The sequence below is a fragment of the Psychrobacter sp. UBA2769 genome, assembly GCF_002352555.1.
GTDB classification, from domain to species: domain Bacteria; phylum Pseudomonadota; class Gammaproteobacteria; order Pseudomonadales; family Moraxellaceae; genus Psychrobacter; species Psychrobacter maritimus.
In genome coordinates this window covers 236,145-258,071 of sequence record NZ_DEIR01000022.1, presented here as the reverse complement: position 1 = coordinate 258,071, position 21,927 = coordinate 236,145, and the positions used below count along the sequence as shown (strand labels likewise).

20 protein-coding genes are annotated in these 21,927 nt (G+C 43.0%); 10 read left to right on the top strand and 10 right to left on the bottom strand.

Annotated elements, in window-relative coordinates; all coding sequences use genetic code 11:
* Nucleotides 1-61: 61 nt before the first annotated feature.
* A complete protein-coding gene (gene tmk / locus B3Q63_RS11670) occupies nucleotides 62-694 on the bottom strand; it encodes a dTMP kinase (RefSeq protein ID WP_296177055.1) in 633 nt (210 codons plus the stop codon).
* 209 nt (nucleotides 695-903) lie between these two features.
* On the bottom strand, nucleotides 904-2,202 hold the full coding sequence (gene mltG / locus B3Q63_RS11665) for an endolytic transglycosylase MltG (protein ID WP_296176914.1): 1,299 nt from the start codon (nucleotides 2,200-2,202) through the stop codon (nucleotides 904-906).
* A gap of 171 nt (nucleotides 2,203-2,373) precedes the next feature.
* Between mltG and B3Q63_RS11660 the strand changes: the two genes are divergently transcribed.
* Nucleotides 2,374-3,138 carry a DpnI domain-containing protein gene (locus B3Q63_RS11660; protein ID WP_296176912.1) on the top strand — a complete coding sequence of 255 codons (765 nt, stop codon included), beginning with the start codon at nucleotides 2,374-2,376 and terminating at the stop codon, nucleotides 3,136-3,138.
* Here B3Q63_RS11660 and B3Q63_RS11655 read toward each other — a convergent pair.
* Nucleotides 3,130-3,627, bottom strand: coding sequence for a hypothetical protein (locus B3Q63_RS11655; protein WP_296176909.1), 498 nt, complete (start codon nucleotides 3,625-3,627; stop codon nucleotides 3,130-3,132). The two genes, B3Q63_RS11660 and B3Q63_RS11655, sit on opposite strands and share 9 nt — an antisense overlap.
* Nucleotides 3,628-3,869: 242 nt before the next feature.
* On the opposite strand from B3Q63_RS11655, the gene B3Q63_RS11650 reads away from it, so the two are divergent.
* Entirely contained in the window at nucleotides 3,870-4,067 is a 198-nt protein-coding gene (locus B3Q63_RS11650; protein ID WP_227673547.1) for a DpnD/PcfM family protein, read from the top strand.
* On the opposite strand, the gene B3Q63_RS11645 is transcribed toward B3Q63_RS11650, so the two are convergent.
* Nucleotides 4,064-5,083, bottom strand: a complete 1,020-nt coding sequence (locus B3Q63_RS11645) for an aminotransferase class IV (RefSeq protein ID WP_296176905.1) — start codon at nucleotides 5,081-5,083, stop codon at nucleotides 4,064-4,066. The two genes, B3Q63_RS11650 and B3Q63_RS11645, sit on opposite strands and share 4 nt — an antisense overlap.
* A 15-nt stretch (nucleotides 5,084-5,098) precedes the next feature.
* Nucleotides 5,099-5,770: a hypothetical protein gene (locus B3Q63_RS11640; protein WP_201624469.1), complete on the bottom strand. Its 672-nt coding sequence runs from the start codon at nucleotides 5,768-5,770 to the stop codon at nucleotides 5,099-5,101.
* A 533-nt stretch (nucleotides 5,771-6,303) separates the two neighbouring features.
* On the opposite strand from B3Q63_RS11640, the gene aroE reads away from it, so the two are divergent.
* On the top strand, nucleotides 6,304-7,164 hold the full coding sequence (aroE, locus tag B3Q63_RS11635; RefSeq protein WP_296176903.1) for a shikimate dehydrogenase: 861 nt from the start codon (nucleotides 6,304-6,306) through the stop codon (nucleotides 7,162-7,164).
* Nucleotides 7,165-7,287: 123 nt separating this feature from the next.
* Here the strand turns inward: aroE and B3Q63_RS11630 are convergent, their stop codons facing one another.
* On the bottom strand, nucleotides 7,288-8,415 hold the full coding sequence (locus B3Q63_RS11630) for an FUSC family protein (RefSeq protein ID WP_296176901.1): 1,128 nt from the start codon (nucleotides 8,413-8,415) through the stop codon (nucleotides 7,288-7,290).
* A 454-nt stretch (nucleotides 8,416-8,869) separates the two neighbouring features.
* On the opposite strand from B3Q63_RS11630, the gene B3Q63_RS11625 reads away from it, so the two are divergent.
* Nucleotides 8,870-10,690, top strand: coding sequence for an acyl-CoA dehydrogenase C-terminal domain-containing protein (locus tag B3Q63_RS11625; RefSeq protein WP_296176898.1), 1,821 nt, complete (start codon nucleotides 8,870-8,872; stop codon nucleotides 10,688-10,690).
* A 317-nt stretch (nucleotides 10,691-11,007) separates the two neighbouring features.
* Complete coding sequence (locus B3Q63_RS11620) at nucleotides 11,008-11,484, top strand: hypothetical protein (protein ID WP_296176895.1); 477 nt, start codon at nucleotides 11,008-11,010, stop codon at nucleotides 11,482-11,484.
* 76 nt (nucleotides 11,485-11,560) lie between these two features.
* Here the strand turns inward: B3Q63_RS11620 and B3Q63_RS11615 are convergent, their stop codons facing one another.
* On the bottom strand, nucleotides 11,561-11,935 hold the full coding sequence (locus B3Q63_RS11615; protein WP_296176893.1) for a 5-carboxymethyl-2-hydroxymuconate Delta-isomerase: 375 nt from the start codon (nucleotides 11,933-11,935) through the stop codon (nucleotides 11,561-11,563).
* Between the two features lie 39 nt (nucleotides 11,936-11,974).
* Nucleotides 11,975-12,463 (bottom strand): Cys-tRNA(Pro) deacylase, encoded by a 489-nt coding sequence (gene ybaK, locus B3Q63_RS11610; RefSeq protein WP_296176890.1) that lies wholly within the window; start codon nucleotides 12,461-12,463, stop codon nucleotides 11,975-11,977.
* Between the two features lie 303 nt (nucleotides 12,464-12,766).
* Between ybaK and plsB the strand changes: the two genes are divergently transcribed.
* The gene (gene plsB / locus B3Q63_RS11605) at nucleotides 12,767-15,613 is read left to right on the top strand and encodes a glycerol-3-phosphate 1-O-acyltransferase PlsB (RefSeq protein WP_296176887.1); all 2,847 of its coding nucleotides are present in this window, start codon (nucleotides 12,767-12,769) and stop codon (nucleotides 15,611-15,613) included.
* Nucleotides 15,614-15,749: 136 nt separating this feature from the next.
* Here plsB and ettA read toward each other — a convergent pair whose 3' ends face one another.
* Complete coding sequence (ettA, locus tag B3Q63_RS11600; RefSeq protein WP_201565938.1) at nucleotides 15,750-17,411, bottom strand: energy-dependent translational throttle protein EttA; 1,662 nt, start codon at nucleotides 17,409-17,411, stop codon at nucleotides 15,750-15,752.
* Nucleotides 17,412-17,944: 533 nt separating this feature from the next.
* Between ettA and B3Q63_RS11595 the strand changes: the two genes are divergently transcribed.
* Nucleotides 17,945-18,235 carry a GNAT family N-acetyltransferase gene (locus tag B3Q63_RS11595; protein WP_201565939.1) on the top strand — a complete coding sequence of 97 codons (291 nt, stop codon included), beginning with the start codon at nucleotides 17,945-17,947 and terminating at the stop codon, nucleotides 18,233-18,235.
* A gap of 384 nt (nucleotides 18,236-18,619) precedes the next feature.
* Entirely contained in the window at nucleotides 18,620-18,913 is a 294-nt protein-coding gene (locus B3Q63_RS11590; protein ID WP_183619515.1) for a 4a-hydroxytetrahydrobiopterin dehydratase, read from the top strand.
* 172 nt (nucleotides 18,914-19,085) lie between these two features.
* Here B3Q63_RS11590 and B3Q63_RS11585 read toward each other — a convergent pair whose 3' ends face one another.
* A complete protein-coding gene (locus B3Q63_RS11585; RefSeq protein WP_068407724.1) occupies nucleotides 19,086-19,241 on the bottom strand; it encodes a DUF1328 domain-containing protein in 156 nt (51 codons plus the stop codon).
* A 434-nt stretch (nucleotides 19,242-19,675) separates the two neighbouring features.
* On the opposite strand from B3Q63_RS11585, the gene B3Q63_RS11580 reads away from it, so the two are divergent.
* Together B3Q63_RS11580 and B3Q63_RS11575 are read left to right on the top strand one after the other, a co-directional pair.
* Complete coding sequence (locus B3Q63_RS11580) at nucleotides 19,676-20,974, top strand: saccharopine dehydrogenase family protein (RefSeq protein WP_296176876.1); 1,299 nt, start codon at nucleotides 19,676-19,678, stop codon at nucleotides 20,972-20,974.
* 484 nt (nucleotides 20,975-21,458) lie between these two features.
* Entirely contained in the window at nucleotides 21,459-21,914 is a 456-nt protein-coding gene (locus tag B3Q63_RS11575) for a hypothetical protein (protein WP_296176873.1), read from the top strand.
* The last annotated feature ends 13 nt before the right edge of the window (nucleotides 21,915-21,927 follow it).

Here is a 21,927-nt window from a genome sequence, read left to right as displayed (position 1 = left end):
ATTGCTGTAGGCTAACAATAATAATGCTAAATAGTATTAATCTGTTCGCTTTAAAACAACATCAAACTAATGCAAATTTTTCCTGAACGGTTTGCCAGATACGTTGACTGACTTCCTCGGCGCTACCTGACGCATCAATACGCTGGATACGCTCAGGCTGCTCGCTGGCAAGGACACTAAACCCTTGATGCACTCTAGTAAAAAACTCCGTCGCTTGCTGCTCAAAACGGTCAGCGGCGCTGCGTTTATTGGCGCGCGCCATCCCTTCTAATACTGGCAAATCCAACCACAAAGTTAGCTCTGGTAACTGTACGACAAACTGACGGATAAGCGACTCAATTTTAGCGCGTACAGCACTATCACCATGCGCACGCCCAAAACCTTGGTAGGCAACGGTCGAATCGGTAAAGCGGTCACATATCACCCAAGTACCGCGTTGCAGCGCTGGTAAAATCACTTGCTGCAAATGGTCACAGCGCGCGGCAAACATGAGTAGCAGCTCAGTATCATCGTTAATTGTGGTATCAGGGTCTAGCAAAATAGCACGTAATTGCTCAGCAAACGGACTACCGCCCGGCTCGCGAGTTCGCAGATAATCGATGCCCTTTGCTTGCAAATGGTTGCAAAGTTGCTCGATAGCGGTGGTCTTGCCAACGCCTTCAGTACCTTCAAAGCTAATAAAGCGCCCTTGAATGGACGCTGTATTAGTAGACGCTGGATTAATAGAGTGGCTAGGCGCGTTTACTTGCGATGATTTTTCTTCTGGTAATGCTGACATGATATGACCTTATGTCATTGATGAGCGTTATGCAGTTAGATAGATAGTTATATAAATAGCTATATAACTACATAACGACATAACGCTCAGTACACGATAGGTTTTTGGAAATATAGAGGACTAAATTACGGCGGCGGCGTTTGTGCTTTCTTCTGACGCATGACGCTCAGATATTCTCTGACCGCTTGGTTATGCTCATTTAAGCTATTGGTAAATTTGTGCCCGCCGTTACCGGTCGCCACAAAATATAACGCTTCGCTATCGGCAGGATGCAAGGTTGCTTCAATAGAGGCCGCAGATGGCAGCGCAATTGGCGTAGGCGGTAAACCATCGATTTGATAGGTATTATAAGCCGTCTTTTCGTCGATGTCTTTGCGGCGAATATTGCCTTCATAACGGCTACCCATACCATAAATAATGGTCGGATCGGTCTGCAAGCGCATACTTTTATTCAAACGATTATTAAATACCGCCGATACCAAAGGACGCTCTTCTGCCACACTGGTTTCTTTTTCGATAATCGACGCCATCACTAACGCTTCGTATGGACTGTTATAAGGTAAGTTAGGGGCACGATTCTCCCACGCCTTGGTCAATGCTTGCTGCTGGCGCTTATACAAGTCGGTCAGTACCTGCTTATCCGTGCTCCCTTCACCATAATAATAAGTATCAGGGGCAAACCAACCTTCAAGATTGTGATTGACGATAGGGTCATTACTATTGACCACCGAATCTGGCAAGATTCCAACCAAATCCAAGGCCTGCGCAATACCGGCATTGTCTCTATCATTACCACTCTCATCAATCAGCACTTCTTTTTTGATGCCTTTATTATCACGTAGCGCCTGATATAAATCTTTTGAGGTTTTGCCTTCGATGATTTGCACTTTTACCATCGCCGCCTTTACCCCTTGCCCAAGCACGTGCAGCGTTTCAGCAAAGGTCGGGTTTTCTGGTAATTGGTAAATACCAGCATGCAGCGGACCATCGACTTGTGATTTGATATACAGCTTAGCCACGCTGGCAGAAAACAGCGGTATCTGCTGTTGCCACTGCGGCAGTAGCCCATAATACGTCTGACCCGCCTCAATCGTCACCATCTGCTGCGGCTGCTCAATACGTCCAAACAACGTCTGATAAACCATCACCAAAAAAAACGCTGCAATCAGCCCAAGCACCAGTAATACCTGATAGCCGCGCTGCATAAAAAACGACGGATTATCGGCTTTATAGTGGCGCGGTTTATTATCACCGCTAATGAGCGAGATATCCGTCGCCGGTACTTCTTCTGTGGTAACGTCGTCAACGACGGGTTTTTTGTCCAACGATGTGGTATCGACAGGCTGATCAGCTGTGCCGTCATGGTCGTTTATTGGTGGCTCATCAGGACGTTCAGGCGGTATTTCAGGGGTTGGCTTGCTCATGGCAACTCGCGAGGCAGAAGTTTGCTAGAATTTAGCACTGAACTGGGTGATTTTCAATGGTATTTGCTTAGCTTATCGATTAACTTACTATTTGGCTTGAGAGTGATGGCTTAATATTCATCCTCTTTTATTATTATTTCCCCGCTTGCCCATTGGTCACGAAAACTTATTATGAATCTAAATTTCAATCAAAGTCTTGCCAAAAACTATCAGTCACCAAGCCAAATCATTAGAGTGCTTAGTGAAGATTGGGTCGCTAAACAAAGTTATTGCCCTAATTGTAATGCCGAACCATTGGCTGAATTTACAAACGGCAAGCCTGTTGCTGATTTTTATTGCAGACATTGCAGTGAGGAATATGAGCTAAAAAGTAAAAAGGCAAAATTAAGTCAGATTATTAATGATGGCGCTTATGACACCATGATTGAACGTATCAACAGCGACAACAATCCAAACTTTTTCTTTTTAACGTATTCTCAAGCATTGAGCGTGAATAACTTTTTAATCATTCCCAAACAGTTCTTTAAGCCGGACATGATTATAAAACGCAAGCCTTTATCCCTCACTGCCAAACGTGCCGGCTGGGTTGGCTGTAATATTGATTTGCGTAAAGTACCTGAATCGGGAAAAGTATTTTTGGTCAAAGACCAGCAAGTCATACCACGCGATGATGTCACTGAGCAATTTCAAAAAACTTTGTTTCTGCGTCAGCAATCACAGCAGACACGCGGTTGGACGTTAGATATTTGGCAGTGTATCGATAAACTCGATGCTAATTTCTCTCTCAATCAGGTTTATGCGTTTGCCGACTTATTAAAACTCAAACATCCTGAAAACAACCATATTAAAGATAAAATCCGTCAGCAATTACAAGTATTACGCGATAAAGGCATTATTGAATTTACCGGTCGTGGGCGCTATCGCAAATTATATTAAACGCTTTTCATTATAACGCTCAGCTCTCGGTTGCCCTTTCTTATCGCGATAGACATCAGCTATCAGCTCATCTCTATCGTCCCATAATGGTAAACGTGCCGTTGCAACTAAACGGTCATGAAACTTATGCGGTGGATACTCCCAATCAATTTCATCATTTATTTTAAAAAAGTGCTCTTCCCGATAATCTACATAAGCTTGCATTCTATTTTTAACATAGTTATTCCAATGCCATACTAGCTGCAATGATGTGCGAGCAGGCTTAGTAAACTGCTTTAAATTGACCGTTAACGCACGCCTTACTGGTTCATCATTAGGAAAGACTTTAATACGTTGCTCGATAACTTCTTCTTGTGTTTCTGCATACTCAAACACACCGCCAAAGGCAATAAATCTCTTAAAGTCTTTTAAATACATAACGCCGAGCGATAATTGGGTATAAGGCGATAAATGAATAATTTCATCAGGTTGTTCTTTTGCTAATTTCATCAAAAACCATCAAGCGACGAATTTGTATTGGAATTCTGCTTTCTTCATAAATTAGACGCATCGATATCTCTCCCTTTAAAAGGCGCTATTGAACCTTTATGATTGAGAAAATATCATTGATCGATTTGCCTGAGCGCACAAGTCTTTGTCACAAAAGACGATCACTTCTTTTTAAGCACCTTTGCTAAGCTAGCGGATATAAATCCTCAAGAAATTTTGATAAGCGTGTATTGAGAATAGTGATGATAAAAAGCGATAAGAAAGTGGAGAAAGTCTTTCAGATAGAGATTGTCGAGACGCTAAGTAACCTCGTGGAAATTAGCGCAGAAAACGAGCAAGAAGCACTATTAAAAGCGCAAGAACTGTATCGCAATGAAGATATTGTTTTATATCCTGATAACTTAATTGACACCAAATTTAATATTTTTAAATACGGTTAAATCGCTTCAAAACTTACCACTTCACCCGATAATAAAGCCAGACTGGTCATTGGCATAATACCGCGTAGCGCGTTGCAAAAGAACAGCTGGCTTAAATGGGGTAAATCCTCATCTTGTAACGACCTGATGATAACGGGGTTATTGCTAGTCGATAACCCATTGATAATGACTTGCCGCATTACCCCTGCGACGCCCGATTGCGCCATTGATGGCGTATACCATTGACCTTGGGTTAAATAGTTTGCTTTGTCTTTATTAGTGTTGCCTTTATTAGACTTATTTTTTTCAGCGTTGCCTTTATTAGCGTTAACGGTATCGTTTATCTCTGATGATGGTGATTCTAGCAAGCGTGAATCGGATAGCTGATAGAACACATTGCTCATCGTTCCCTCAATCCAGTGTCCGCTCATATCGCGTAGCAGACCTTCGCCGATGCTTGGTTTGATATTGTCTTCCAATGCTTTGGCTTTGATAGCGTGCAGCTCGCCGCTTGCCAGCACATTATCCAAACGATTTAAGCTTTTTAATCCAGCTAGCGGTGGCGGTAGGCAAGCAATTTGAGAAGACAAGCAAATGGCGGTGGCGGTAGGTTGTAGCGGAATGAATTGCCCATTAGGCAGAGACAGCGATTGCGCGGTAGCAATACTCATTGGCGAGGATTTCAGCCAAATCTCGCAAGCACTGCCGGATTTGCTTGGTGTATAACCATAACCGCGAACTTCTTGGGCAGCACGCGTCACGATAAGTTTTAGCATACCTTGCTGTAATTGCTTGGCATGCATTTTTAATATTGTTAATAATGCGTCGCTGTCCAGCTGCAGTTGTAAGGCTGTCGCATGGGAGACTAGGCGCTGCTGATGATGGTCCAACCACAATATCTGTCCATCAATCACGCCCATAGTGGTAAAAAAACCATCGCCATATGCCAGCCCGCGATTGTCTAATGACATAGCGAGCTTTGCAGCATCTGTCGTAGCGTTTGATGCATGTAAGCATATCCAGCTATTGGGCGACATCAAGGCTAGCCCCGCTTATTTATCAGCGGTTTGAGCAGCGGATTTATTAATCACCAGCATACAGCTATAAAACTCGCATTTTGCCAACTCTACTTTTTGACCGCCGATGACTTTATTTTTGACGATTTGACCGTTGAGCATATCAGCGACCAGCTTACCGCCTTCATCACCCATCAATTGGCGCGCCAGCTGATAAGACTTTTTGGCATGGTTTTTACTAAGCTTTTTTTCATTATCGGAGTCTGTCGGATTGGCAAAATACCAGCCAAGCTCGAGATATTTTTCAGAATCAATCAAGTCTAAATACGGCGCATCGGCCTTCATAAAGCGATATTTGGACGCCGGATTACTGGCATAATCTAAGCTGTTTTCATCGGTGCTGACCACTTTACCAAACGCCGATTTTATCTCGCTCAGCTCATCGACGTTGAGGGTTTTTACTTTGCCCGTGCCCCATGAGGCGACATCATATTTTACTGGCGTACCTTGCTGGGCAGTTGCGCCATCTAAGTCAGCGTGCGCGGTGGTATTTTCTTCTTTAGTCGTCTCAGCGACGGTCTGCTCGCTCTTCTCAGCGCTGGCGTCTTCAATTGTGACGCTCTCTTTGTTGCTATCACAGGCGCTCAAAGACACGCCAACTGCCATTATCGTACTGACCATAAGGGTCTGTAGGCTATTATTCCACATGGGCAATTTACTCACACTTTTATAAAGGTCTGAAAATGGTATTAACGAGCGGACAGCGATGCCGCTGATAATGAACAATGTCTGTTAAGATTGTATCGTGATACGTTTTATTATTAACCTGTTGATACGCGCTTTTTTAGCAACTGGCTTTTTCTCATATTCTTATATTTTCTTATCTTGCTTTTACACTTCTACAATTCATTGGCTTGTTCACAATGGCTTTTTTATCATGGCTTGTCCACAATAACTAGGGCAGCCTGAAACCTTAATGCTCCCTAGTTTACCCAACTGCTTAACACTTGACCACCCTTTACGTTACGGATAGCACTCCCACAGAGTACAGATTTGTTAAAGACCTCACGAGGTAAAAACACTCTTTATTTCACGATTTATTGGCGCAGCACAAGTTTGTCAAAGATAGCGTTATCCCTTATGATAAATGGGTTATCTATTTTTTATAAATTATCGCCTGTTAATTTTGTCACTGTTTTGCCTCTTTCACTATTTTGCCCCTTCTAGCCAGCGGACCTTTTATGACCCAGCATTTTATCGTTATCGGCAATCCAATTGCCCACAGCAAATCCCCTGAAATCCATACGCAATTTGCAGCGCAGGCAGGTATCGAGATTAGCTATCAACGTCAGTATTGTCCTGATGATGCGGCGAGTTTTACGGCGGTGATTGAGGCGTTTTTTCAGGGCGGCGGCGTCGGTGCCAATGTGACCGTCCCTTTTAAACAAGTTGCTTATGATTGCTGCGTGGCGCGTGGCGGCTTATCTGAGCACGCCAAGGTCGCTGGCGCAGTCAATACATTGCTGCTGAATAAAGCACTGTTAGAAACTGGCACGCCGATAGCTGAAGCCATATATGGCGATAATACTGATGGCCAAGGCTTGGTCAATCACATCACAAGCTTGGGCTGGCCACTAAAGGGCGCACGCGTGGCGCTTATCGGCGCAGGCGGCGCGGCGCGCGGCGTTATACTGCCATTGATTGAAGCCGGTATCAGCGATCTCACCCTTGCCAATCGCACATTGAGCAAGGCGACAAACTTGGTCAACGAGCTGAGCGCAGCAAGTGAGACGATTGCTCAGCAGCAGATTAAAACCTGTAGCACTGATGAATTAAGCGGCACGTTTGATATCATCATCAATGCCACCTCGATTGGTTTATCGGGCGATACGCTGCCACTTAGCGACGAGCTCAGCGGTCATTATGCTTACGATATGATGTATGGACGCGCTTTGCCGTTTTTACAGCATTTTGCCAAGCGCGGCGCACAAACATCAGACGGTTATGGCATGCTTATCGGGCAAGCGGCGTTAAGTTTTGAGCGCTGGACGGGACATACGATTGATGTGGTAAAAGTCACTAAAACCTTACAAGCACTTTGATTGCTATTTTTAAACGTTTTTAAAGTATTGAAGGTATTAAATGTGACGATTAAAAAGGTCGTATAAATATTACTTATACGGCCTTTTTTAATCATGTATATCTTCTTTTATAAAGGTATTTATTTAGCCAAAACGCGCCAGTAACCAATTTTCCATCCGGCGCATTGGCACCCGTAAATTGGTAGAATGTATCACTACCCCGCCGCTTAGGCCGACCAAGCAACCAATAATAGTATCAAACAAACGCGCCAAAATAACTTCTTGATAGGCTTGCTCAGTAAAGGGTAAACCACTGCCGTATTCAGCAATAAATATCGTCAGCGGCGTAATAAATATCACGGCTAAGCCATAATGGCGGTCGACCAATGTTTCGATACAGAGCATCAAGCCCAATATCGCCAGCGCCACACCCCATATCGATAAGCCCCATGAGAGCATCCAACCCGCCAGCCCAACACCTAATATCGTCCCAAGCAAGCGATGGATTTGTTTAATCCACATGGTACGCAAATGGATACCTTGGACAATCAAAAAGCAGCTAACCGCCGCCCAATACGGATTGGATAGTTGTAGCGTGATGGCGAGAAGTAACGCTAAGCTGACAAAACCGGCGACAATAATACTTTCATTAATGGTATCGGGCTCATAACTATAAGTGGGCGTTGGGGTTGCCGGACGCGTCGCTAATAAAAACAGCGAATATAGCAGCGACATCACTAAGGCAAAACCACTACCGAGCATCACCAGTCCCGTGGCGGGCATAATGTCTTCTAAGGGCAGCGGTATAAATAGCGCAATCGCCCCCGCCATCATCACGAACAAGCCTGCGGGCGGCGGCTGGCGATAATAACGCCCAAAAATAACAATACCAAAAGCCATCAAGGTAAATATCGGCAATTTTAATATTGGAATCTGCTGCGCTATCAAGCCGAGGGCAAAACACAGCGACATGGCAAAGCCCCACGCCATCACCGTCACCAAGCGATACGGCAGCTTACCCACTAGCGGGGTATTTAAAATCACCATCGCCCCCAAAGATGCCTTGATACCGGAAGGTAAGGCGTCAAAGTAAGCACCCGTAAACACCGGGAAGCTAATCGCAATCGCGGCGATAATTGGCATATGCCACGGGCGCTTGCTACGATTGACCGTTAGCAAGTGATTAAGCTCACCGTCGATAAGACTTTTTAGCCGAGCAAATAGTGCTGTTAGCCAAAATGCTGGCGTTGCCTTGCGCTTTGATGCGCTCATAATTGGCTTTCCTTTATTCATTCATCATTCATCTTATTCATTCATGTAAATCATATTCTTAAATATTTTTGCTACTATCATCTATCTTTAAACCACATTATACGAGTTATAGACAGTTCAAAATAAAAAGGCTCATTCAAAACAATATTCTACATTTATAACCAAATGTTTTGTTTTTATTATCTAATAATGAATATTAGTTATTAGTTGTATATTTGTGGCTATAGAAGATTTATACTGAGCTCAATGCTACAACAGCTGTTTTTTATCAAGGACGCCTTAATGGTTATCAAAATGGACAAGCTGTTCTTAATAAACCTAAACGACGACCTGTGATATTGTCTACTTTTATCCCAAATAATTAAACTGCCGTTTACATGAACCGTGGCTCAAGTAGCGAGTCCTCAGTCTGTGCTAACGAATTATGCTAACGAAATAATCAAAGAGAGCGACTATGTTAACTTACAAAGCACCTTTGCGTGATATCAAGTTTTTGATCAATGATGTTTTTGATTACCAAACACACTATAAAAGCCTAGACAATGGCGAAAACGCTGACCCTGAAACGGTCGATATGATTTTGCAGGGCATGGCCGATTTTGCCGAAAACGTCCTTGCACCACTTTATCAGCCAGCAGATGCAGAAGGCTGTCATTTCGAAAATGGTGTGGTCACCACGCCAAAAGGCTTTAAAGAAGCTTATGATCAGTTCGTTGAAGGCGGCTGGCAAGGTATCTCGTACCCTGAAGAGTACGGCGGTATGAACTTACCGATGTCAATCAACCTTATTAAAGCTGAGATGATTGGTACGGCTAACTGGCCATGGGCGATGTATCCTGGTCTATCAACGGGTTGTATCAATACTTTACTACAGTATGGTACGGACGAGCAAAAAGCGACTTACTTACCTAAATTGGTCGAAGGCACTTGGGCCGGTACCATGTGTTTGACTGAGCCACAGTGTGGTACCGATTTGGGACAAGTTAAATCAAAAGCTATCCCGCAAGATGACGGTACTTATAAAATTAGCGGTACAAAGATTTTCATCTCAAGCGGTGAGCATGACTTAACCGATAACATCGTCCATATCGTTTTAGCCCGTCTACCAAATGCGCCAGAAGGCACACGCGGTATCTCACTATTTATCGTACCAAAATTCTTGCCAACTGCTGAAGGCGAATCAGGCGAGCGTAACGGCGTGGCTTGTGGTTCTATTGAACACAAAATGGGTATCAACTCATCATCAACCTGTGTTTTAAACTTTGATGACGCGGTTGGTTACTTAATCGGTGAGCCAAACAAAGGCCTAAAAGCCATGTTCACCTTTATGAACACCGCCCGTATCGGTACTGGTATCCAAGGGTTGGCGCACACTGAGCTGTCTTTCCAAAACGCCCTACCATACGCAAAAGACCGTCGTTCTATGCGTACCTTATCAGGTACCAAAGACCCTGAAAAAGTTGCTGATGCGATCATTCATCATGCTGACGTTCGTCGTATGCTATTGACCCAAAAAGCCTTTGCTGAAGGTGGTCGCTCGATGATTTATCACTCAGCGCGCTATGCCGATAAAATGTCGCAAGGCGTTGCCAACGGTGATGATGCTGAGTTTGAAAAATGGGATGATAAACTAGGCTTCTACACGCCTATCCTAAAAGGCTTCTTAACTGAGCTTGGTATTGAAGCGGCAAAACACGGTCAGCAAATCTACGGTGGTCACGGCTATATCAAAGAATGGGGCATGGAGCTTATCGCTCGTGATGCTCGTATCGCCACTATGTACGAAGGTACCACTGGCGTCCAAGCGCTTGATTTGCTAGGTCGTAAGGTTATCTTGCAGTCTAAAGGTAAAATCATCCGTGATTACACCTCAAGCATCATGAAATGGTGTGGCGAGTACGCGCTTGATAAAGACATGCGTAAATTCGTTTGGGCACTGACCAAACTATGTGCTGAGTGGAACACTTTGACGGTACGCTTGATGCTGATGGCACGTAAAGACCGTGAAATCATCTCAGCGGCTTCAGACGATTTCTTGATGTACTCAGGCTATGTAATGATGGGTTATCACTGGGCGCGTATGGCGGCTGTCGCTTATGACAAGCTTAAAAATGGCGGCACTGAGTCTCCAGAATTCTATAAAGCCAAAATCCAAACCGCTGAATTCTATTTCGATAAACTGTTGCCACGTACTTCAGGTCACGCTGAGGCCATGGTCGCACCAAGCGATAGCATGACAGCGATGAAGATTGAGAACTTTGCTTTCTTAGATTAAAATTATGACTAAGATTGCAAACGCATTAATTGACTGATTAATTGGTTAATAATTAATAAGAAAAGCGCCTATTATTTAGGCGCTTTTTTATGCTTAACTGAAAGTTAGAAAGTACTAGAACTGGAAATACTAAAGCTAGAAATACAGTCAATTCAAAATACAGTCAATACGTTATTATCCTCGTGCTATCAGGATAAATTTTTCTTGCTTGCTGTTCGCAAGCGTGACAGAGGCTACAAAAAACTTATCCCACCAGCAGTTTGCTTCGGTTTTACATCGAATAGACTACAGCGAATAAACTTAGTTAGGAGACGATGATGTTTGCCATTAACAAAAAAACTACTTTATTAAGCGCACGAGTGATAAAAACACTGTTGCTTAGTGCCACATTGATAGGCGTTAGCGCAAATAGTGCGTTGGCTAAAAGTAGCGACAGCCCTATTCATTTCGCAAAAGGGGCTATCAGTAGTACGGTGACTGGTAAATTAAAACCCAATGAAAACGAACGCTGGTATCGCTTTGATGCCAGCAGCAGGCAATATGCCATTATTAATATTGCGCCACTTGCGGGCACGCCTGAGACGGCCAATGTCGGGGTATTGCATATGCCAAACGGTACGCAAGATGGCACCAAAGGCGGTATCATTTATCAAGGCTGCTTACCTGCAACCGGAGAATATCGCTTACGTATCGCGCGCAATCTAATGGCCACTCAAGGTAAAACGGCAGGTTATAAGGTTGAGGTGATGATATTGCCTAAATATGCCAGTGAATCCTTATGCAAGTCTTTATAAGTTTATCAAAATACTAACGATATACTAGCGACGGAAAAGCGCGTAGTAAATACTCGTAAGCACTCATAAGCAGCCATTAGTCATCAAGCATTTTCTTATGATAAATCGCGCTGATTTCTTCCACCTCAACACAGATTTGTATGCCTACGCGCCCTGATTGCTCGGTATCTAATGCCTCTTCTATAGCAGCCGTTAATAACTCGGCGAGCTGATGGCGTATGACCTCGTCACGACCGCTCATTATCTTTAGATACGCATAAACAAAACCATTAACTTGCTCATCGTCTGCAATACCAACCAAAAACGTCTCAATCGGTACGATACGCGCTTTGATATCAGCGGGCTTAGCAAAATGCCCACTGTCCCATAATGCTTGATTTAATGCTTTAAGAAATGACGCTTCATGAGCAATCGTGACATTTGGCGTTACTTGAATGGTTAAATGCGGCATAGTTAAAATCCTTAAAAAAGTAGCAAAACTTGTTAAACACTAATCATCGACAATATCTGCAAAGCGCGCCGCAAGGGTGGTTGCCAATTGCTCAGGCGGCAGTTCAATCTCCAAACCTCGGCGACCGCCACTGACATAGATACTACTTTGCTCTTGCGCCGAGGCATGTATGAGAGTCGCTAAGCGCTTTTTTTGACCTAAAGGACTGACACCGCCGAGCACATAGCCGGTAGTTCGTTCGACTTGCTTGGGGTCGGCCATTTGCACTTTTTTGCAGGGCAGCATTTTATGAGCAGATAGCGCCTTAGCCATTTTTTTGAAATTTAAGGTTCTATCCACGGGTAAGATAGCCACCGCCAGCACGCCAGTATCAGTTGTGACCACCAAGGTTTTAAACACACGCTCGGCAGCAATGGCCAGTTTTTCAGCGGCTTCCAAACCAAAAGACGCAGCATTACTGTCGTGAGTATATTCGTGTAATTTATAATCAAGGTGATGTTGTTTGGCAAGTTTGATAGCAGGCGTCATAATGTTTTAGCTTCGATAAAGAAAGGGTAGAGAATAAATTTTAAAAAGATTTAAACAACAATGTACGATTTCATTTTAATTCTGGCTTAATCTTATCGCTAGTTTAGCAGATATAGTATTGCGCGAAATGGTTGATATTTCTACCTATGACTTCAAGTAATTGCGCCTCTTAATAGCTATCTTAGCTGATATATTCTCTGGTGATATTGTTAATATTAACAGTATATACAGACACCATATATCGCTTTGATGGCTTTTATGGCATCATAAGCGCAACACATTTGACTAATTTTGATACTCATTATGATACTGAAGTTCTTAAAAAAACGGATTTTTAAAGCGCCCGTAACGACTGGCGACACGGCAACTACTAAAGACTTAGACAGCGCTATCAGCCCAGTCGTGCCAAAGCCTTATTCTAATGCCCCGATTAATCAGCTATATCGTAAGCTCTCGGGGCAGATGCTTGATGTTGCCGTCAAGCCAAAGCTATTGGGCGAATTACCTGAGTTTGATGACGACGACAACATTCTCAGATTTTATGTGCTGCAAGACTATTCGCGCTCCAACAGTATTTTGATTGACCTGCAAACACAAGAGCATAATCTGCCACCCGCATTGGTCGGGGTACAAGATATTGCCCACGATATTAAAGAAAACGCGGCGATTATATTTTTACATCATCCGCATGCCAAAGACAGCCAGCTGTCACCTCGCCTATCGCGCTTGGTCTCTGCCGTTTTACAATATCCAGAATTAAAGGTGCGTTTGGTACCAGTCTCCATCCTGTGGGGACGCGCGCCAGAAAAAGAAGACTCGTTATTTAAGCTTTTGACTGCTGACAACTGGCAAGACCCCAGTATCACCAAGCAGCTATTTAATATCGGCGTGATGGGACGCGATACCTTTGTCCAATTCCATCCACCGCAAGATTTGCGTACCCTTATCAATGATAGCCTGAAAGGCGATGGCGAAGGATTCTCTGTCTTTGATTCAGTAGCCGGCGATTTAAGAGACAGTCTTGCACAAGATACTTTATTAACAGAAGGTGCTTTAGAAGATAGCGAATTAACAGCTAATATTCTAAATGACAGCGCTGCAAAGAATAGCAACAGTATCACAAATGAAGTCGACGAAGCGCCAAGCTATGCCATGGTTGCCGCAGCCGATGGCAACCGTGAACTGGTGCGCTCGTTGCAACAACAGCTTAATATCTATTTAGACAAGCAGCGTGCCAGTATGCTTGGCCCTGATTTGTCAGACAGACGTAACTTGGTCGATAAATTGGTATATTCGCCAGCCATCAAGAACGCCATAGAAGCCGAAGCTGAGGCCTCTGGTATCAGCGTCCGTGAAGCCCGTGCCTTGGCAAAAGGCTATGCCAATGAGATGGTTAATGACTATTCGCACTCTATCGTGCGCGGTTTTTATAAGTTCCTTACTTGGCTATGGACGCAACTTTATGATGGCGTCGAAGTGCATCACTTTGAGCGTGTACGCGAGCTGGCAGCAGATTACGAGCTGGTTTATGTACCTTGTCACCGTAGCCATGTCGACTACCTGTTGCTGTCTTATGTCATCTATAAGCGTGGCCTGAGCATTCCTTATGTTGCCGCTGGTGACAATTTAGATGTGCCAGTATTAGGGCCGTTATTGCGCGGTGCGGTTGCCTTTTATATTCGTCGTAGCTTCCGTGGCAATGCACTTTATACCGCGGTACTCCGTGAATATATGCATACGCTGATTACTCGTAACACGCCGATTGAGTACTTTATCGAGGGCGGACGCTCGCGTTCAGGACGCTTATTACCGCCAAAAATGGGTATGCTGGCGATGACTGTCCATAGTCAATTACGTCACTCTGAGAAGCCGGTGGTATTTATACCGACTTATATTGGTTACGAGCGCATCATGGAAGGCGGCACCTATGTCGGTGAGCTAAAAGGCAAACCAAAAGAGTCTGAATCATTAATAGGCTTATTGAAAGTTGGGCGTAAGATTGAGCGTATCTTTGGCAATGTACATCTAAGCTTTGGCACACCGCTGCATCTTAGCGACTTTATGCAAAAATTTGACGTACCAGCCAATAGTCTGCCTGCCGATCGCACCGATACCGCGCTCGATGATAAAGCCAGCGCCATGGTCGATAATATCGGCGTCAAAGTCATGCAGCATATTAATAAAGCAGCGGTTATCACCCCTGTATCACTATTGTCGTTGGTATTATTATCCGCACCGAAATCGGCGCTTGACGAAGATATTTGCCGTGAGCAAATTGCCCTATATCAAGGTCTGGCTCAGCAGCTACCTTACTCAGCTGATACCGTCATCACCGATATGTCGCCGCAGCAAATCATCGATTATGGTATTAAGCTGAAGCTTATCGAGCGTAGACCGCATATCTTGGGTGATATTATTCAGATTGCCGGTAAGCAAGCTGCCTTGCTTAGTTATTTCCGTAACAATATCCTGCATGTCTTTATTTTATTATCATTCCTATCGGCCTTGGTAGCACGTAATGGTCGCATCGAACGCAGTCGTCTAAATAGCATTGCCGAACAATTATATCCGTTCCTTCAAAGTGAGCTGTTCTTATACTATCCAGCCCACGGTCTGACAGAAACGCTCAACAAAAAAGTCGATAGTCTGCTGGCAAATGGCCTGATTGTAGAATTGAGCGATGGCATGCTGAGCGTCCCTGAGACAAATAGTAAATGCTATCAGCAGCTACAAGTGCTGGCGACGCCTGTTGAACAAAGCCTTGAGCGTTACTTTATGACCCTTGCTTTACTTGCCCAGCAAGGTTCAGGCAATCTGACCGAAAATGAAGTCGTTGACCTCTGTCATCTGCTTGGACAGCGTTTGTCGGTATTGTATGCCGATGATATTCCTGATTTCTTTGACCGTGCTTTATTTACCAGCTTTATCAGTGCCTTGACTCGTCTTGACTACTTGCAGAAGGATGAAGAAACGGGCATCTTAACCTTTGATCAGCGTATCGACCTTATTGCCCATCATGCAAAATATGTATTAAGTCCTGATATGATGCAAATTTTACAGCAAGTTGCCAGCCTCAATGAAGAAGAGATTGCCCACGCCATTACTGAGATTAGTAATAAGAAGCAGCGTAAATTTGGTCGCAAACGTTAATTTATAGCCAGCTAAATTCAATCATTTAGCAAAAAAAAAGACCTCTAATCAATTAGAGGTCTTTTTTATATCAATTTTAAATTTCTAAACAGCCAATTTTTTATCAGCTGTTAAATAGCTACCTTAGGTAGATGTCCTAGGTACTAATCTTTTTATACTTCATGCGCTTAGGACTGGCGTCATCACCCATGGTCTTTTTGCGATAGGTTTCAAACTCAGAATAGTTACCATCGAACCAAACTGGGCCTTCATCTTCAAATGCCAAGATATGGGTTGCGATACGGTCAAGGAACCAGCGATCATGCGACACGACCATAACGGTACCTGGGAATACTTGAATCGCATCCTCTAGTGCACGTAAGGTTTCGATATCCAAATCGTTTGATGGTTCATCAAGGAGCAAGACGTTGGCACCTTGTTTTAGCGTCTTAGCAAGCTGCAAGCGGTTACGCTCACCACCTGATAATTGACCAACGTGCTTTTGCTGGTCTGAGCCTTTAAAGTTAAAGCGCCCGATATAAGCGCGGCTTGGCGTGGTATAGTCGCCAACCGTGATGATATCTAGGCCGTCAGATACTTCTTCCCAAACGGTTTTACTGTCATCTAAGTTGTCACGTACCTGACCAACATAAGCGACTTTGACACTTTCACCCAATTCGACTGAACCAGTATCTGGCGTATCACGTTCGGTAATCATGTTAAATAGCGTGGTTTTACCCGCACCATTTGGACCGATAATACCGACTATAGCGCCCGCTGGCACGTTAAAGCTAAGGTTTTCATAAAGCAAACGATCGCCAAACGATTTAGAAATATCGTTGACTTCGATGACTTTATTACCTAAACGAGGACCCGGTGGAATATAAATCTCAGAGGTCTCGTTACGTTTTTGGAACTCTTGCGAGTTCAATTCTTCAAAGCGCTGGACACGAGATTTAGACTTGGCTTGTTGGCCTTTTTGGTTTTTACGAATCCAATCAAGCTCTTTTTTCAGTGCTTTAGCAAACGATTCTTCTTGCTTATTCTGCTGCTCTAAACGCGTGTTCTTTTGCTCGAGCCACTCAGTATAGTTGCCTTCGTACGGATAGCCATGGCCACGGTCAAGCTCCAAAATCCACTGAGCAACGTTATCCAAGAAATAACGGTCATGGGTAATGGCAACGATGGTACCGCTGTAGTTCTGTAAGAACTGCTCTAACCATGCAACGGACTCAGCGTCCAAATGGTTAGTCGGTTCGTCTAGTAATAGCATATCCGGACGTGACAATAGCAGGCGGCATAGTGCCACACGGCGTTTTTCACCACCTGATAGTTTGCTAACATCAGCATCCCATGGTGGCAGACGCAATGCATCAGCGGCTTTTTCTAGCTGGGTATTTAAGTTATGCGCATCCCATGCTTGAATGATATCTTCCATCTTGCCTTGTTCTTCAGCAAGCTTATCAAAGTCTGCATCAGGCTCAGCATATTCTGCATAAATAGCATCTAAACGAGCAAGCGCATCTAACGCTTCACGCATACCGTCTTCAACGTTACCACGGACGTCTTTGCTGTCGTCAAGCTGTGGTTCCTGCGGCAAATAACCAATTTTGGTGCCAGTTTGCGCGCGTGCTTCACCACTAAATTCCGTGTCCACGCCCGCCATGATGCGTAGCAAGGTTGATTTACCTGAACCGTTGATACCTAGGACACCGATTTTGGCGCCAGGGAAAAACGATAGGTTGATGTTCTTTAAGATTTCACGCTTAGGTGGAACAAGTTTTGACACGTTGTTCATCGTGTAAATATATTGAGCCATTAACACTCCGATAGACTGCATAGACGAGGCTGACAAACCCTATTCAGCAATAATGCCAAATGGACTGCGCCTCAAAAATCAGGGTTATAAATTGTCTGCCATTATCGCATTGTGGCGCAACCCCTGCAAGCTAACAGGCTGTTTTACCTGTCGTTTTGCGCCTTTTAACTTTTTTTGCGGTCTTTTTGCTGATAGCAGCCCGTTTTATTAACTATCTACGCTAAAACTTTTCTTAAAAACCCATTCATTACAAACCCTTGCAGCAATGTTTAAGGTAAAGTAAATCTATTAACATTTACCCTATCTAGCCTTACGGTTGATGACTAGAAACTTCGCTTAAAAAAGCCCACAATAAGCAGAGTAAGCCACTAATTAAGATACTAATGATAAGAGCTAACTTGATAAAAAATAGCTTAGTCATACAAATTAGCAAGTACAAGTTTAATAAGCACAGATTAATAACTACCATTAAATTAATAAGCGTAAAAGCACTAGCTACGAACAATTATAAATATTAATAACGGAGATTTTTTATGAGTAATGATAATAGCAAACCAGTAGATATCACCCATGACGAGCAAGCAAAGCGTTTTGAGACCTCAATCGATGGTCATACCGGATATATCAGCTATCAAGAGCGTGATGATAAATTGGTCTACGACCATACTATCGTTCCGCAAGAATTGGGCGGTCGCGGTGTCGGTTCAGCCTTGGTCAAACACGCCTTAAATTATGCACGTGATAATAATAAAAAAGTCGTGCCACAATGCTCTTTTGTGGCTTCATATATTGATAAGCACCCTGAATATCAGGACTTGCTTTAATCTAAGATGAGTCAGTAAGCTCAGGCAATCATTAAGGCTTTATGACTAGAGCGATGCTATAAAATAAAAATTGCGCGTTAAAAGCGCTTGTTATTTATCGCTACAACCTTACGATATTATAAGCATTAATAATCTATTACTACCCTCCTATTTATCTGATGTTCTTTATTATATTTTTGCCTACAAATATATAATAAGAGATTAGAAATAGGTGGGTTTTTTGCCCTATACTGCTTATATTATTGACGGCTAATCTTGTTTACTACTTATATCAGTTATCAGTCGTTAACATAAGACGGCTATCATAAAGTAATTAGCATAAAACAGTTCCTAGACAGCAATCTTGTCATCAAACCCTCCACTATAATAATAAAGGATATCACCATGAGTAGTTTATCTAATCAACAAGTTGATTTGCAGTTGGAAGAACTGCCAGGCTGGCAGCGCGATGGTAATGCTATCGTAAAAACCTACCACTTTGGCGATTTTGTTGAAGCCATGAGCTTTATGAATCAAGCAGCTTTTCATGCGGAAGCGCTCGAACATCATCCTGAATGGAGTAATACCTATAATGTGGTCGAAGTTCGCCTGACTACTGGTGATACCGGCGGCATTACTAGCCATGATGTTCGTTTGGCAAAACGGATGGAGCATATCATCCAGCCTAAAACCTTTTAGCATTTAGCATTTAGCATTTAGCATTTAACAATATAGTCCAGAGCGCATACAGCATTTGAAAGCACTTAACTTTTGAAAGTACTTAAATTTTGACCATAAAAAAGTCCTCTATTGAGGACTTTTTCTTGTTATGAGCATGAATACTTAAAATCTAAGCAGTCACTGTTCTCTATTACATACGGCGACTAACAAATGCGACAATGAATAGAATCACAGCAATGGCTAGTAGAATATAGGCAAAGTTTGCAGATAGGCCAGCAACACCGCCGAATCCTAGGAAACTTGCAATTAACGCGATTACAGCAAAAATAATAGCCCAACGAAACATAATAATTCTCCTCAAATAATAGTTTAGAACGAAATACTAAGACCGCTTTGGTAAACACCAACAATCCCTTTATCAGTTAAATCGTCTTACCTTAATAGTCTTCATCATCCAATATTTTACTTTTTGTTTTAATACTGAACGGCTTACGAATATAGATTAGCAATGATTGGCTGTAGAAAACGTTCATTTTGGTAATAATGTCGATAGGTTATGTAAACTTTGTAGCAAATCTTACCATTTTGCAGTTTTTACTTGGCTTTTGAAGACTTATGTGTAGAGATAGTGAACGTTTGCTTACACTCAGCTATTTTTATGAGAAAATTGGCAGTACTTTTAAACCTTAATGTCCTACTTTGTATTTTTAGAACAAGCGTTTCATAATAAGCGTTTAACAGACAACATCTAACAACAACGACCTAATAAGGAAGATAAATATGAATACGGATACTTCAAACCCTAGCAATGCAGCAAATGATAAGCCATCCACTTCTAGCGACAAACGCCCTTATGCAGTGGTTCTTTATGGAGCAACCAGCTTTGTTGGACAGATTACAGCACACTATCTAACAGAGTTTTTATCGAATGCTAAAGATAAAAATGGCGCAAACTTTACTTGGGCGATAGCCGGTCGTGATGAAGAAAAACTCAATGAGCTGCAATCTAAACTTGCTAGCAAAGTCGATATTATCATTGCTAATAGCCACGATGCAGCGAGTCTCGATAAAATGACCAAGCAAACCCAAGTTATTATCTCAACCGTTGGCCCTTATCTAAAATATGGCGAGCCTTTGATTAAATCTTGCGCGGAAAATGGCACTGATTATGTCGATCTGACCGGTGAAGCCATCTTTATTAAAGACATGATGGATAAGTATCAGGATACGGCAAAGCAAAGCGGCGCGCGTATCGTCAACTCATGTGGTTTTGACTCTATCCCATCAGATTTGGGCGTTTACTTTACCCAGCAGCAAGCAGAAGAAAAATTTGGCAGCGCCTGTGATGTGATTCATATGCGCGTCAAAGCAGCAAAAGGCGGCTTATCGGGCGGCACGATTGCCTCTATGGCGACTATCTTTGAAGAAGTCGGTCAAGATAAATCCCGCCGTAAGCAAGTAGCAAATCCTTATTTACTCAATGATGATAAAGATGCGCCAAACGTGCGCCAAGCCAATGTCAGTAAGCCAGAATACGATGACGAGCATAAACGCTGGTTAGCCCCCTTTGTGATGGCAAGCATCAATACTCGCATCGTGCATCGCAGTAACCAATTGCTGGGCTATGAATATGGTCGCAACTTTAAGTATGACGAAGCGATGTGGATGAAAGATGGCCTTAAAGGCAAACTATCGAGCTATGCGATGAGTGCAGGCTTATTAGGTTTTGCCACTGCCATGATGATTACGCCAAGCCGCGAGCTTTTATCTAAGCACGTATTGCCCAAATCAGGCTCGGGTCCTTCTAAAGAAGACCAAGAAAATGGCTATTTTGATATTCGTCTATTTGGCCAGACCGCCGATAAAGATAGCATCAATACCAAAGTCACCGGTGACAAAGATCCTGGTTATGGCAGCACCTCGCGCATGTTGGCACAAGCAGCATTATGCTTAGCACAGGATATTAACAAAGAAGAGGTTGGTGGCGGTTTTTGGACGCCCGCCTCCGCCATGGGCGATAGCTTATTAACGCGTTTAGAAGCGCACGCTGGTCTTAGCTTTGAAGTGGTCGACGCTTAATAACATTCATGATTAAAACCAAAGTCATGTAATTTTAACTAATATAGTAATGACCGCCTCTTAGTAATAAGAGGCGGCTTTTTTATTGCCTATCTTTTTTCGGCTTATTTTTTATCTGACAATAACCATACAGTAGTTGCACAAAGTCACCTATAAACATCCATCTGTTAGACTTTTAATTTATGTACTACTGAATCAACGCTTGTTTAGTTGGTATTCTCCCCTCTAGATTTTTATAACTGCTTTAATTGGGCTTATAAAACTCTTTATCCAAATCGATCATGATAATCGCTTACTGGTTATCATGATTTTATTTTTCCTAAAAATTAGATGTTAGTTATATTAAATATATAGATTCAAAATATTAAATAAATCTCGATATTTGGCTGTTATATACCTCTGTTATATACAGCACGCAAAATAAGCGTCAAGTTTGAAATGCTTTGAACTGACATGATAAGACTATAAATTAAGGAATTAATTCATGAAAAAAAGTACTTTATCTTTATCGCTACTCATTGGCGCTGCACTCACTATCCCAAGTTTGGCTATGGCAGCACCTGCTGATAAAGCAGCAGCAGAAAAGCAAACGGCGGTTGCTGCAACCACACTTGAGCCTGCAAGCGAAAACACCAGTAGTAAGTCAGTAGCCAATCAAGCTAATCCAATTCAAATTAGCGAAACTCAAACTATCTCAAGATCAAAGGTCAGTGTTAACAATAGCGCTAGCCAACAGCCGATGACCACTGAGCTACAAGCTGAGCAAGCGTCTATGCAAGATGCCATGCCATTACAACAAGCGGCTATGCAAAAAGCGGCTATGCAAAATCCAGAAGATGCGCTGCAGCCACAAGCACAAGCACAAGATGAAATGCTAGAAGAAGAAGCTGTATTAGAAGAAGAGACAGAAGAAGACGTAGAAGTAACGGAAGATTTATAAATTATAGGTCAAA